Source organism: Microcystis sp. LE18-22.4A (genome assembly GCF_027531105.1).
In the GTDB taxonomy this organism is placed as follows: domain Bacteria; phylum Cyanobacteriota; class Cyanobacteriia; order Cyanobacteriales; family Microcystaceae; genus Microcystis; species Microcystis aeruginosa.
This window is the reverse complement of sequence record NZ_JAPZRB010000196.1, coordinates 1-13,115: the sequence shown is the minus strand read 5'-3', so window position 1 is coordinate 13,115 and position 13,115 is coordinate 1. Positions and strand designations below refer to the sequence as shown.

Genomic DNA, 13,115 nt, shown 5'->3' with positions numbered 1-13,115 from the left:
GCAGGGCTTGCGGTGTCAGTCTGTAGAGCGACCATAAGACCAGAACAGAGTAAATCTGTTAAGGCAGGTGCGAAAAATCCTTCGGGAAAGAAGCAGAAACCCAAATCGTGAGGTTTGGGAATCGCCGTCCGTTTACGGCGGTGAGGATGTCAAAGCAGGAATAGTTTTTTTGTACGCTAAAAAATAATAGCAAGAATTCCCCTGTGGAAAATCTGTGGAAAACCAGAGCTTTTTTCGATCGCTCTTTCTGGGCTAAAATCTATCAATAGCAATAACTTCGCCCATTGCTAGGTTTTTACTGCAATTCTGAAAAGATTGTGGAAAAATTGTCAAAAGTGAAATTTTTGCCCTTTCTCAGCCAATTCTATAAGCTGTTAACCATCAAGCTATAAGTCAAGAAGAGCGAGACTTGAGCCGACCAGCGCTCTTCCTAGGGAAAAATTGCGTCAAATGTAGGCCAGTGATCTTTAAAATGGAACAAGCAGCAGGAAGTTAACAAAACAAAGCTCCGGGCATTCCCCGAAACCGATAGACTCAAATAGACAAGGAGACAGGATTGGTTAGCACATCTTCGTATCAAACAACAAAATCGAAAGAAATCTTTACAGCCGCTCAAAAATTAATGCCGGGGGGTGTAAGTTCCCCCGTGCGGGCCTTTAAATCCGTCGGTGGTCAACCCATCGTTTTTGAAAGCGTCAAAGGGGCCTATATTCGCGACGTGGACGGTAACGAATACATCGACTATGTGGGAACTTGGGGGCCGGCTATCTGTGGTCATGCCCATCCCGAAGTGATTGCCGCCCTACACGATGCCCTAGATAAAGGGACCAGTTTCGGGGCTCCCTGTGTCCAGGAAAATATTCTCGCTGAAATGGTGATTGATGCCGTTCCCAGCATTGAAATGGTGCGTTTTGTCAATTCCGGCACCGAAGCCTGTATGTCCGTCCTGCGCTTAATGCGGGCTTTTACCGGCCGGGATAAAATCATCAAATTCGAGGGCTGTTACCACGGTCACGCCGATATGTTCCTCGTTAAAGCCGGCTCTGGTGTAGCGACCCTGGGCCTACCCGACTCGCCGGGGGTTCCCAAAACCACCACTAACAACACTTTAACCGCCCCCTACAATGACCTGGAAGCGGTCAAAGCCCTCTTTGTCGAAAATCCCGACTCGATCGCCGGGGTGATTTTAGAGCCAGTGGTGGGTAATGCCGGCTTTATCGTGCCGGATGCGGGCTTTTTAGAAGGATTGCGGGAATTAACCAAGGAATACGGGTCCCTATTAATGTTTGATGAGGTAATGACCGGATTCCGCATCGCCTACGGTGGCGCTCAGGAAAAATTCGGCATCACCCCCGATTTAACCACCCTCGGCAAAGTTATCGGCGGTGGGCTGCCAGTGGGGGCCTACGGCGGTCGGGCCGATATTATGGCGATGGTGGCTCCGGCCGGCCCGATGTACCAAGCGGGAACCTTATCCGGCAACCCCCTGGCCATGACGGCGGGAATTAAAACCCTAGAGTTACTCCAGCGCCCCGGCACCTACGAATATCTCGATAAAGTGACCAAATCCTTAACTGAAGGGCTGCTGAAAGTGGCCAGAGATGCTGGTCATAGAGTTTTTGGAGGTCATATCAGTGCCATGTTCGGGATGTTTTTCACTGGCACCCCCGTGCATAACTATGAAGAGGCCAAAAAGGCCGATGTGGCTAAATTCGGTCGTTTTCACCGGGGAATGTTGGAAAGAGGCGTTTATCTAGCTCCTTCCCAGTTTGAAGCTGGTTTTACTTCTTTAGCTCACACAGAGGCCGATATCGAACGGACTTTGGCCGCCGCTAAAGAGGTTTTAGAAAGTTTATAGTTAATGCTGCTTCGGCCAGGAAAATTGATTGATAGAGTCCCAAGATTGATGAGTTGACATTTCCCCGCTTGCAAAAGACGGGGATTCTCAGGGGAAATTTGGCTAGAAACCCCGAACAATCGAGGGATTATTATCCCCAGCACTGTAAAACTTATCAGTCCCAGCACAGGCCGCCCCTTTTTAGTCAACCAGATCGATAAGATCAAGAGCAAGAGGTATCTAACTTGACAAAAATTACCTCGGTTTCGATAATCCTGAAACCGTCAACAAAATTGAGTGATAAATAGCTGGGCAAAAAATCAAGAAAAACAGCAAAAAAACGTAGTTCCCCCCTTGACAAATAGCCAAAACTAGGCATTAGTTAAATTTAATGATTTTTTAATAAAAACCGCCTTCTATCACCAGAAAAAGCGATCGGTAGATTTTTATCAGAGTAATGTAATCATCTTTACAACTATCGGGGATCAAAGGATGTTAGGGTGAAGGAGCGATGACAAACCCACTTTAAGATCACCCCAATTGCTATGGCACAGATTCTCGATCCCCTCCCCAACGGCAAGAAAAATAGTATTCTTTGTTGCTATGTCAATGCGACCAATCATATTCAAATTGTTCGCATCACCAATATTGCTAACTGGTATTTTGAAAGGGTGGTTTTCCCCGGGCAGCGTTTAGTATTTGAGACCCTAGCGGATGCTTTCTTAGAGATTCATACGGGGATGATGGCCAGTGCCATCCTTTCCGATAATATCCCCTGTGAACGCCTTTATATCAGCGATGGGGATGAGGATGACTCCGATGGTCAACTAGAGGGGGAAATATTTTATCCCCATTCCCTAGAGGAAAGTCAAGGGGCGAAAATTGACAATACCGTACCCTTCGGTTTAACTTTAGCTTCCGCCTAGCTAATAAACTAATCTGATAATTCCCCTCGCACGAGAATCACAGTGCAATTAACGGCACGGGCAATCGTCGAGGGGATATTGCCATTTAAGAACTGATTGAGCAAACTTTCCCTGGACGCACCCAAAAGCACCAAGGAACAATCCTCCGATTCTACTAGATGAATGACCGCCTCGGCCGGAGAGGCCGAACGAATCGGTAAAGGCACGACTGGCTGTGCGATCGCTTTTTGTAAAGATGCTTGTAAAACTTCCAAAGTGGACAGATCTGGCAGTAACTCCGTCGGAGAATAAATTTTACATAACCAAAGTTTGGGATGATCCGAAGACTCGGACAAAGACAGCAAACTAGGCAATAATGCTAAAGCTCGTTGAGCATTGGGACCTCCGGCAGTGGGAATCAGCCAAATCCTTTCCCGATTAAGATCGTTGGGAAAACAATCCTTTGTCCCCAATTTTACCAAGATGGTTTCACAGGGAGCCTCAGCGATCAAAGTATCGACTGAAAACCCGAAAATCGCCCCAGTAGTGGATTTTTCCCCCGTCCAACCCATAATTAATAAATTGCTGTGTCGTTCGCGAATCGTGGCTAAAATCCCGTCGGCGATATCCTGAGCCACAGAAATTTGTGTATGAACAGAGATATTCTGCCGTCGGGCTAATCTTTCCAGACGATGAAGTAATTTGCGTCCTTCCCGTGTATCTACCTTTACTTCCGCCGGAGAACTAAGACGAGGCACAGTAATCACATAGAGACAATCTATCTCATAATTGCGTTCACGGGCGATCGCAGCAGCAATTTTAAACAAAGCAGTAGCGGTGTCGGGATTGGCAATGGGTAACAAAATCCGGCCTATTCCCACGGCCGGGGAACGGGTTTGATAAACCACATAGGAAGGGGTACTGGGTTGGGGCAGTTGACAAACCCCTCCCAATTGATCAGCTTCCACCCGAATAATATCGGTGCGGGTGATGATCCCCACCAGTTTTTGACCATCGGTAACGGGTAAACGGGAAAGCTGATAGCGATTTAAGAGAAATAAAACATCGCTTAAAGCTGCCTGGGGGGCTACGGTAATCGGATTGGGAGTCATGATCTCCCGTAGGACTGTTTGACTGTTTTTCGATCGCCATTTATCCAGATCACTTTGGGTAAAAATCCCCAATAGTCGCCCCTGTTCCACCACGGGAAAACCGCGATGATGGGAACGGGACATAATTTTCACCACTTCCCCCAGGGGTAAATCCGCCGGCAGAATTTCCACCTGCGATTGCATCACATCCATAGCCGACAGATGGGCCAGCACATCATTAGCAGGGGTTTCCTCGTTGAGAATAATACCACTAGCGGAAAGTAAATGCTGATAGAGGGAACCGGGGTGAATGCTTTCGGCAGTGATATAAGAAACGGCACAGGTCAACATCAGGGGCAGCACAACATTAAAATTGTGATGCAGTTCAAAGACAATCACGATCGCCGTTACTGGAACCCTGACTACTCCCGTAAAAAAGGCCCCCATACCGGCTAAAGCATAACTAGGTTCGCTGCCGAAACCCATCATTTTCGTCTCGATTCCCCCCACCAGAAACCCCAAGCAGGAGCCCAACACCAAAGCGGGGGCGAGGAGTCCTCCCGGAGCGCCAGAACTATAGGAGATCATCGTCAGGAAAAAATAGACCACAAAAGCGAGGGCGGTATTCTGCCAACTTAATTCCCCTGCCAGCAAAAATTCCCGTAAACCCGTATTATCTCGAAAAAAGTCGGGTAAAAAGGCCACTACCGTTCCCGATAACCAGCTGACCAGACCGATGCGCCAAGCCAGAGATAACCGCCAACGCCGCTGCAGCTGGCTACAAAAAAGGATGCCTTGATTGAATAAAGCCCCCAATAAGCCCGCTAAAGCCCCTAAAAGGCAATAAATGGGGATTTCTTGGGCAGAGAAGCTAATATCGGCATATTCAGTGATCATTGAGGGGGTATTCTGCAGCATCATTGAAACCACGGCCCCGGTAAAGGAAGCCACAATCGCCGTTTCTAGGGTCATACTGGAGACATCGCGCATTAATTCCTCGATCACAAAGAGGACCCCAGCGATGGGAGTAGTAAAACCGGCCGCTAACCCCGCGGCTGCCCCGGCTGCGATCATCTGACGACGGTGATCAGGACTGGTGGGCAGCCAGACGCTTAACTGGGCCGCTAAGGCCGCCCCGATGTGTACCGTAGGGGCGCGACGACCAAGGGTTAAACCACCGCCAAGGATCAGGATCGCCCCGATCATTTTTACTAGGGCGACCCGCCAAGACAGGGGCAAAGGATATTTAGCTAAGGCCGCTTTTACTTGGGGAATACCACCCCCGGCGGCCGCGGGGGAGAAGTGTTCGACAATCCAACCGGCACTGTAACCGAGCAGAAAACCGCCGAGGGGCAAAACTAGGAAAGGAGAGGAATTGGCTACTAGATGCACCCGCCAACCACCTAACCAACCGATACCCAATTTCAGGATAATAGCGGCAAGGGCGGAGAGAATTCCGATTAAACAGGCTACCAGTAAAGCATAGCGACTATCGGTTGCGCTACGTCCGAAGTGTTGGGATTTAAACCACTGACGGAGGTTTTGGTGACGGGCAAAAAGTCCCATAATTATCAGGGAGAATCAAGGCAATGGCGGAGCGAGGATTTATTTAGGGTTCTGATTCCTCGTTTCTTTAATCATAGGCCGTTAAGTTCTGTCACCGTTCACCTTGTTGCTACCAGTGGCCCTAATAGTAGTTTTTCTATCGATGGGCTAGGATCAAAGGTTGTCCCTGTCTTTGAGCGGAGGGTATTTTAAAGTTTCAAGAGAAATATAATCAGATATAGTCAAGCATGGCAATATGTGGACAGGAAACTATCAGACTAGGCAAAAAAAACAGGAATAAGTTATCGAACGGCTTGGAGGTGGTGGAAACAAGGGAATTTAACAGGCTATCAATTGCCTTCTGGTACAATTATCATAACGGATGACAACCATTCAAAACCCGACTTGATAGCTGGCATTTATGCAAGAGTTTCCAGCGCCGAAAATAAAGACAATCTAGATAGACAAGCTGACCGATTAAAAGATTATGCTGTTGCTAGAGGTCACAAAATCTACAAAGTTGTCGAAGAAGTAGGCAGTGGGATAATCGCCAACAATTAGCCAAAATTCTAGTTGACCCCAATTATCGAAAAAATCGGGTCTAAAACCTCGTCTTTTAAGGCGAAAATTTTTGTAGCGGGGCATAAATCCCCGTTACAAAAACGGCCTGCTGCCCTCTGCCTCCTGCCTCCGTTAAGTTGGTTCAATAATTTTTATCCCTGCTCTAAATTCCCGCAGTGCTTGAGCATGATTTTCTGTATTAATACAACGCATCAATAAACCTACATCTAAACTCGGTAAAAGTTGCGATTTACTAACAGCTTCATATCCCTCATTTCCTAAACTATAAAACAATAACTCATCATTCGTCCAAAACCAAACTTCAGGAATTTGTAACCGTTTGTATGCTTCCAGTTTATTAATTCCTCCACTACTAACAACCACCTCAATCACTAAATCAGGATGTTTTCTATTTGCTCCCAATTCATAAGATTCATCACCTTCTTTTTTAACCTTTTCAAATTCATTTTCTAGGGTGACAGAACCAGTAGGAGTAAAATCTAATTCCAAAAATTCTAAATAAATTTCTACTAAAGAAGCAATACGTTTTTTGATAGTTTCCTGTTTTTTCCCTGGCATTTTTCTAATCTCCAAAACTCCATCTAAAAAAGATAACCTTAACCCTGGGCGCTCAATTAGCTGTTCAACAGCTTTAAATTCTCTCCAGGTTAAGTCACTAATTAAAATTGGTTCTGCTTCCCGTTCAATGAGTGTAGTTATCATAATTTAAACCCAAATTTAGAGAGTGAATTTTTATCAATATGATATCATCTAAAAATAGATTATCATAAAAACAGGACTTACGCAAAAAAGACCGAAAGTAGGGGTAATTCATGAATTACCCCTACGCAAGAATAAGGCGTTCAGCCACGTCTTGCGTAAGTCCTAAAAAAACATCATGCAAGCATACAAACTCAAAGGAAAAATTGATCAATCTGGTAACTTGCTGATTACCCAACCCCTGAATTTACCCCCCAGAAACGTGGAAATTGTAGTTTGGGCAGCCACAGATACCCTTGATCATACCACAACCCCAACCACTGAACCAGCACCAGAAACACCAAAAAGACCAACTAAAATCAAGGTTTTGCAAAACTGGTTTGAGAAAACCCAACCTGCACCTCCTGATTTTGATCCAGATCAAGCTAAATGGGAATATTTAAAGGAGAAACATAACCTGTGAAAATCTTGCTTGATACCAACATAATTATAGATAGTGTAAACTTAAAGAGTTCACCTATTACCAAAATTCTATGACTCGCTGGTTTAATATTGCCGGTCCCTGTAAAGACGATATCCACTATATGCTCTCTCCCACAGTACGATTACCAGATTTAGAGGAGCTAATTCAACAACGTAGTTATTTTGTCCTTCACGCACCACGACAAACAGGGAAAACCACAGCCATGTTATCCCTAGCAAAACAACTTACCGATAGAGGAAATTATGCCGCAGTCATGGTATCAGTGGAAGTAGGAAGTGCATTCAATCATGATCCCAGTGCAGCAGAATTAGCGATTTTAAGAGCTTGGTATAATACAATAAATATCCGCTTACCCAAAGAATTACAACCACCTGTTAAACAATGGCAACAGGAAGAACCAGGAAATAGAATTAATGATTTTTTAACAGGTTGGGCAAAATTTTTAAACCGACCTTTAGTATTATTTATAGATGAAATTGATTCTTTACAAGACCAAACATTAATATCAGTTTTACGACAGTTAAGAGATGGTTTTCCTAAACGTCCAGAAAATTTCCCGACCTCAGTAGGATTAATTGGTTTACGAGATGTGAGAGATTATAAAGTAGCATCTGGTGGTAGTGATAGATTAAATACATCTAGTCCTTTTAATATCAAAGTTGCTTCTCTGACTATGCGAAATTTTAATCTTGCAGAAGTGGTTGAATTATATCAACAACATACAGCAGCAACTGGACAAATTTTCACACCAGAAGCTATAGAAACAGCTTATGATTTAACCCAAGGACAACCTTGGTTAGTCAATGCTTTAGCTAAAGAAATTGTAGAAAAAATGGTAAAAGATAGAAGTATTGCTATTACCGAAGAAAACATTTTACAAGCTAAGGAAATATTAATTGCTCGTCAGGATACTCATTTAGATAGTTTAGCGGAAAAACTCAGAGAAAAACGAGTTAAAAACATTATTGAACCAATTTTAGCAGGGCAAACCTTACCGGATACCCTAGCAGATGATCGCCAATATTTAATAGATTTAGGATTATTACGACGTGATCCGATGGGGGGATTAGTTATTTCTAACCCTATTTATCGTGAAGTTATTCCCCGTGTTTTAGTACAAGGAACTCAGGACAGTTTACCTTTAATTAGTCCTAGTTGGTTGACGGCAAAAGGTGAATTAAATATAGATGCTTTATTAACAGCATTTCTCAAGTTTTGGCGACAACAGGTCGAACCATTATTAAGTAGCGCTGCTTACCATGAAATCGCCCCACATATTGTATTAATGGCTTTTTTACATCGTGTGGTTAATGGTGGGGGAGTTTTAGAAAGGGAATATGCAATTGGTAGTGATAGAATGGATTTATGTCTGAGTTATAAAGATGTAATTTTAGGGATTGAATTAAAAGTATGGCGGGATAAAAAACGCGATCCGCAAGCTGATGGGATCGAACAATTAGAGTCTTATTTAGGGCGTTTGGGTTTAGATTTTGGTTGGTTATTTATCTTTGATAGGCGGAAAAATGCTTTACCAATGGAGGAAAGATTATCCACTGAAGTTGTGGTGACAGAAAATCAATATAGAATTACTGTGATTAGGGCATGAGTTTTATATTTTTTGTTTGACGCAGAGGCGCTACAGTCGCAGAGAGGAGAACGGAAAGAGGGATTTTTGCAGATTGTTTTTCTCTGTATCCTTGAAAATTGTAGAGTAAACAAAGACTAAGGACAACTTTTAGGGATTAGGGAAAAAGACGATTTTTCCCAGAATGCCTAGTATTCCTGTCACCAAAATTCCGACAATGCCAAGAAACCCATTAGTAGTAATATTCACCCGTGCATTCAGGTCGTCAATACGCTTTTCTATTTCCATAACTTTAGAATCTAGGGCTTTAATATCCCCTCTTATTTCTGATTGTCCTATCTCTAGCTTATTAACATCTCTTTGTAAAGAGTCGATTTTTCCCTCAATCCTTGTCAGGACTGCTTCTAGGGAATAAGTTACGGTTTCGTTAGACATTTTGCTAAACTCCTACTTTTGCTGATTTTTTCTCTAATCGACAAGGCATCAAAATTGCCGATATGCACGACTAAGGATAACTTTTAGGGATTAGGAAAAAAGACGATTTTTCCCAGAATACCTAGTATTCCTGTCACCAAAATTCCGACAATGCCAAGAAACCCATTATTGCTAATATTCACCCGTACATTCAGGTCGTCAATACGCTTTTCTATTTCCATAACTTTAGAATCTAGGGCTTTAATATCCCCTCTTATTTCTGATTGTCCTATCTCTAGCTTAGTGAGACGCTCATTAACATCTCTTTGTAAAGAGTCGATTTTTCCCTCAATCCTTGTCAGGACAGTTTCAAGGGAATAAGTTACGGTTTCGTTAGACATTGTGCTAAACTCCTACTTTTGATAACTTTAATTAGGGCTTGCTGAAAAAATAAGAGGTTCTTCGTTACTTGGTATGGTTCCATAGGGGGGCATAAATCGACTAAATCCTTATCTGGCAAGAGACTTAATTGATTAGTTCGCTCTAGATAAAAAACAATTGACAAAAATCGCTAAATGCCTTTCTATATAAGGGTTCCATCCCTTATAACCCCCGTCCATTGCATAACAATTACCGAAGAGCCAAATAAGATAGGAAAAATTTATGATGCTAAGGGCAACTTCTAGGGGTTGCCAATAAATCCAAAAAGTTTAGCTGCTCCTCCTAAAATAGCAACAACAAGGGCGATCAAAATGCCTCGATTAGTAAACTCTTGATAGGCAACTCTAGCGGTCAATCCGTCAATTTTTGTGCTTAGTCGCTCATCTAAAGCTTTAATTTCTCCTTTAAGTTCTGCCTGTCCGATTTCTAATTTTGTCAGACGTTGCTCGATTCTATCAGCTTTGTGGTTGACTTCCTTGATGCTGTCTTTGATTTCCTTGAGGACCGTTTCAAGGGAATAAGTTACGGTTTCGTTAGACATTTGCTAAACTCCCAGAGTTATCCTGCCGCTATCTTAATTATTAATCTTTTTTCTAGTTTAAGATGGCTTACGGTTCACTGCCACGATTGCGCCAGACTTGCCAACCGACGTAACCGAGGAGGAGAGTTGCACCAAAGGCAAAACCCCAACCACTGGGAACATTGGAGAAACCGAGGGCTAAACTGCCCACCCAGAGAGTTAGGGCGTAGATAAATAATACTGTCAGACGGTGAGAGATACCCGCTTTTAGTAAACGATGGTGTAAATGACGTTTATCAGCCACAAAAGGGGATTTTCCGCGTTTGAGACGGGAAATAATCACCGTTGACATATCGAGGAGAGGAACCGCGAGGATGAGATAGGGCAATAGGACGGCGGTAACGGCAACAGTAGTCACAGCAGTGGTTTTAGCCAATCCAATCACCGCCACACCCGCAAGGGTAAAACCCATAAAATAGGCCCCACCATCCCCCATAAAAATTTGAGCGGGGTTAAAATTGTAACGCAGAAAACCCAAGGCCCCACCCGCTAAAGCGGCGGCGATAATAGCGGCGGCCGGTTGTCCCATCACCAAAGTTACAATCAAAATAACCACGGCAGATATACCCGAAACCCCCGCCGCTAATCCATCTAAACCGTCAATCCAGTTAATTGCGTTAGCCATCCCCACTAACCAGAGGAGAGTAATCGGTAAACTTAGCCAATGAATTTGTAATAAATCGCCGAAGGGAATAGAGAGGAAATCGATCCTCACCCCGGCTTGCCAAGCTAGAAAAGCGACGCTAAACTGCATTACCAGACGATTGAGGGGCGAAAGATTAAAAAGATCATCCGCTAGACCGATGAGGAAAAAGCCCAAACCGCCTAGGGTTACGCCCCAGACTTCCCATTCTCGATCGCTGTTTAAACCGGCAAACCCTCCCAACCACCAAACGATCAGGAGGGCAGTTAAAGCGCCGACAAAAATCGAAACTCCCCCCAGTCGAACCATAGGCCTTTCATGGACCTTCCTTTCGTTGGGTTTATCGACGTAACCGCTTTTCAGTCCGACGGTTCTGACGAGGGGGGTACTCCAAAGTACCACGGTATGGGCGATCAGAAAAGCAATTAGATAGTATAAATCTCCAGACATGGGAATTGGGGGGCGATTTAATTCACAATTGGCAACTGACAGGCAATCGCCAATTATGAGTTTTTATTATCTCTCGTTTTAGGCCAAGGCGGGGACGGAAATATGGAGATGGGGATAGAGGGGGAAGCTTTCACAGAGTTTCGCTACCCGTTGACGGCAAGTAGTTCTCAGGGCTTCATCACCTGGATTAAGGAGAATATCAGCGATAATGTTGCCAATCTCGATAAATTCCGTTTCTCCTAGTCCTCTGGTGGTCATAGCCGGGGAACCCAAGCGCAGACCACTGGTGACAAAGGGAGACTCGGGATCGAAGGGAACAGTGTTTTTATTAGCGGTAATATTGATAGTACTCACCAAGCGATCGGCTTCTTTCCCGGTCATGCCCACGGATCTTAAATCGAGTAACATCAAGTGATTATCCGTACCATCGGTGACAATTTTAATCCCTCTAGCTTTCAACTGACCTGCCAAAGCTTGGGCATTAGCGATTACTTGTCCCGAATAGATTTTAAACTCTGGTTTCAGGGCCTCCCCAAAAGCCACCGCTTTCGCCGCGACCACGTGTTCTAGGGGCCCGCCTTGGGTACCGGGGAAGACGGATTTATCGAATTTTTTGCCTAATTCCTCGTCTTTGGTCATAATTAAACCACCCCTAGGACCGCGCAGGGTTTTGTGAGTGGTGGTAGTTACCACATCACAGTGGGGTAGGGGGTTAGGATGATGACCGGTGGCCACTAAACCGGCAATATGGGCGATATCTGCCATCAGGTAGGCCCCCACTTCGTCAGCGATGGCGCGGAATTTCTCGAAATCAATCCGGCGCGAGTAGGCAGAATAACCGCAGATAATTAGTTTGGGTTTTTCCTTACGGGCGATGTCAAGGATGAGATCGTAGTCAAGGCGTTCGCTTTCGGGACTTACTCCATACTGTACTACTCGGAACCATTTTCCGGAAACGTTAACGGGGGAACCGTGGGTAAGATGACCCCCGTGGGAGAGATCCATGCCCATAATCGTATCGCCGGGCTGCAAGAGGGTCAGGAAAACGGCGAAATTAGCTTGGGCACCGGAGTGGGGTTGTACGTTAGCGTGGTTTGCCCCAAATAGTCGTTTAACCCGATCGATCGCTAATTGTTCTGCTTCATCAATGTATTCGCAACCGCCATAGTAGCGTTTTTTTGGCAGTCCTTCCGCGTATTTGTTGGTTAAAACCGAACCCTGGGCGGCCATGACGGCAGCGGAGGTAAAGTTTTCACTAGCGATTAATTCTAGGTGATCTCTTTGACGTTGCAGTTCTTTTTGCAGAATCCCTGCGATCGCTGGATCCGTCAGGGATAGTATATCTAAGTTCGTATCAGTCACGGTTACTCGATCCTTTTTTTAACAATTTACCTGTAATCATTGGGTCACTTTCTCCATTTTGGCACAATCTCTAATCTTCCGACACACCAGGGAGCTTAATTGCCTCTCTTCGGGATCGATCGTCGATTGTCAACTGTTAGCGGTAAAATATTCATTTTTAGTCAATAAGTAATAGTAATATTAGCCAATAGAACCCCCCAAAAGCTGGGATTGAGTGATAAAATCGGAAGTAATGCCCAATTTTATCGGTGATTTTCCCTTTAAAAATAACAACTTAGTAGAAGTTCTACAAAAAGTTGACAAATCCAAAAAAGAGGGTGGATTACCTTCAAGATAACCCCCCCGAAAATTACCATTAATTAGGGCTTGCTGAATAAATCTAAAAACCTTGTTGGGTAAGACTTTTAGACTTTTTGTCAATCAAAAAGTACCAGTTGTGGGAGAGATAGGGGGAAAATTCTGGGACTTTTTCTCTGAAAATTAGGTAATTGACCAGA

General features: G+C 44.3%; 11 protein-coding genes and 2 pseudogenes. 5 read left to right on the top strand and 8 right to left on the bottom strand.

The features are described from left to right. Positions 1–556: 556 nt before the first annotated feature. Together hemL and O9295_RS08555 are read left to right on the top strand one after the other, a co-directional pair. On the top strand, positions 557–1,858 hold the full coding sequence (gene hemL / locus O9295_RS08560; protein WP_288032674.1) for a glutamate-1-semialdehyde 2,1-aminomutase: 1,302 nt from the start codon (positions 557–559) through the stop codon (positions 1,856–1,858). Between the two features lie 524 nt (positions 1,859–2,382). Then, complete coding sequence (locus O9295_RS08555) at positions 2,383–2,763, top strand: DUF1830 domain-containing protein (protein WP_288032673.1); 381 nt, start codon at positions 2,383–2,385, stop codon at positions 2,761–2,763. A gap of 8 nt (positions 2,764–2,771) precedes the next feature. Here the strand turns inward: O9295_RS08555 and O9295_RS08550 are convergent, their stop codons facing one another. Continuing rightward, positions 2,772–5,399, bottom strand: coding sequence for a chloride channel protein (locus O9295_RS08550; protein ID WP_288032672.1), 2,628 nt, complete (start codon positions 5,397–5,399; stop codon positions 2,772–2,774). Between the two features lie 276 nt (positions 5,400–5,675). Here O9295_RS08550 and O9295_RS27775 point away from each other — a divergent pair. Beyond that, a pseudogene (locus tag O9295_RS27775) lies at positions 5,676–5,924 on the top strand (IS607 family transposase); the annotation flags it as partial. A gap of 147 nt (positions 5,925–6,071) precedes the next feature. Here the strand turns inward: O9295_RS27775 and O9295_RS08540 are convergent. Further along, complete coding sequence (locus O9295_RS08540; RefSeq protein WP_012266637.1) at positions 6,072–6,662, bottom strand: Uma2 family endonuclease; 591 nt, start codon at positions 6,660–6,662, stop codon at positions 6,072–6,074. A 175-nt stretch (positions 6,663–6,837) separates the two neighbouring features. On the opposite strand from O9295_RS08540, the gene O9295_RS08535 reads away from it, so the two are divergent. Beyond that, entirely contained in the window at positions 6,838–7,122 is a 285-nt protein-coding gene (locus O9295_RS08535) for a hypothetical protein (RefSeq protein ID WP_002761688.1), read from the top strand. A gap of 70 nt (positions 7,123–7,192) precedes the next feature. After that, positions 7,193–8,749 carry an ATP-binding protein gene (locus O9295_RS08530; protein ID WP_288032669.1) on the top strand — a complete coding sequence of 519 codons (1,557 nt, stop codon included), beginning with the start codon at positions 7,193–7,195 and terminating at the stop codon, positions 8,747–8,749. Positions 8,750–8,878: 129 nt separating this feature from the next. Here O9295_RS08530 and O9295_RS08525 read toward each other — a convergent pair whose 3' ends face one another. The 6 genes and pseudogenes from O9295_RS08525 to glyA all read right to left on the bottom strand — a co-directional run bounded on the left by O9295_RS08525 (position 8,879) and on the right by glyA (position 12,618). Continuing rightward, the gene (locus tag O9295_RS08525; protein ID WP_002764782.1) at positions 8,879–9,163 is read right to left on the bottom strand and encodes a hypothetical protein; all 285 of its coding nucleotides are present in this window, start codon (positions 9,161–9,163) and stop codon (positions 8,879–8,881) included. Positions 9,164–9,246: 83 nt separating this feature from the next. Further along, positions 9,247–9,543, bottom strand: coding sequence for a DUF4164 domain-containing protein (locus O9295_RS08520; RefSeq protein ID WP_288032668.1), 297 nt, complete (start codon positions 9,541–9,543; stop codon positions 9,247–9,249). Beyond that, positions 9,525–9,719: pseudogene (locus tag O9295_RS27325) on the bottom strand (hypothetical protein). Before O9295_RS27325 ends, O9295_RS08520 begins: the two are co-directional and overlap by 19 nt. 105 nt (positions 9,720–9,824) lie before the next feature. Next, positions 9,825–10,124 carry a hypothetical protein gene (locus tag O9295_RS08515; RefSeq protein ID WP_002761685.1) on the bottom strand — a complete coding sequence of 100 codons (300 nt, stop codon included), beginning with the start codon at positions 10,122–10,124 and terminating at the stop codon, positions 9,825–9,827. Between the two features lie 67 nt (positions 10,125–10,191). Then, positions 10,192–11,256, bottom strand: coding sequence for a glycosyltransferase family 4 protein (locus tag O9295_RS08510; protein ID WP_002744764.1), 1,065 nt, complete (start codon positions 11,254–11,256; stop codon positions 10,192–10,194). A gap of 78 nt (positions 11,257–11,334) precedes the next feature. Next, positions 11,335–12,618 carry a serine hydroxymethyltransferase gene (gene glyA, locus O9295_RS08505; protein WP_288032667.1) on the bottom strand — a complete coding sequence of 428 codons (1,284 nt, stop codon included), beginning with the start codon at positions 12,616–12,618 and terminating at the stop codon, positions 11,335–11,337. Between the last annotated feature and the right edge of the window lie 497 nt (positions 12,619–13,115).

Bases quoted from the DNA above. Each gene is read 5' to 3' on its own strand.
- O9295_RS08510 (WP_002744764.1), bottom strand. From the start codon at position 11,256: ATGTCTGGAGATTTATACTATCTAATTGCTTTTCTGATCGCCCATACC.
- O9295_RS08515 (WP_002761685.1), bottom strand. From the start codon at position 10,124: ATGTCTAACGAAACCGTAACTTATTCCCTTGAAACGGTCCTCAAGGAA.
- O9295_RS08530 (WP_288032669.1), top strand. From the start codon at position 7,193: ATGACTCGCTGGTTTAATATTGCCGGTCCCTGTAAAGACGATATCCAC.
- O9295_RS08540 (WP_012266637.1), bottom strand. From the start codon at position 6,662: ATGATAACTACACTCATTGAACGGGAAGCAGAACCAATTTTAATTAGT.
- O9295_RS08555 (WP_288032673.1), top strand. From the start codon at position 2,383: ATGGCACAGATTCTCGATCCCCTCCCCAACGGCAAGAAAAATAGTATT.
- O9295_RS08535 (WP_002761688.1), top strand. From the start codon at position 6,838: ATGCAAGCATACAAACTCAAAGGAAAAATTGATCAATCTGGTAACTTG.
- O9295_RS08525 (WP_002764782.1), bottom strand. From the start codon at position 9,163: ATGTCTAACGAAACCGTAACTTATTCCCTAGAAGCAGTCCTGACAAGG.
- O9295_RS08550 (WP_288032672.1), bottom strand. From the start codon at position 5,399: ATGGGACTTTTTGCCCGTCACCAAAACCTCCGTCAGTGGTTTAAATCC.
- O9295_RS08520 (WP_288032668.1), bottom strand. From the start codon at position 9,543: ATGTCTAACGAAACCGTAACTTATTCCCTTGAAACTGTCCTGACAAGG.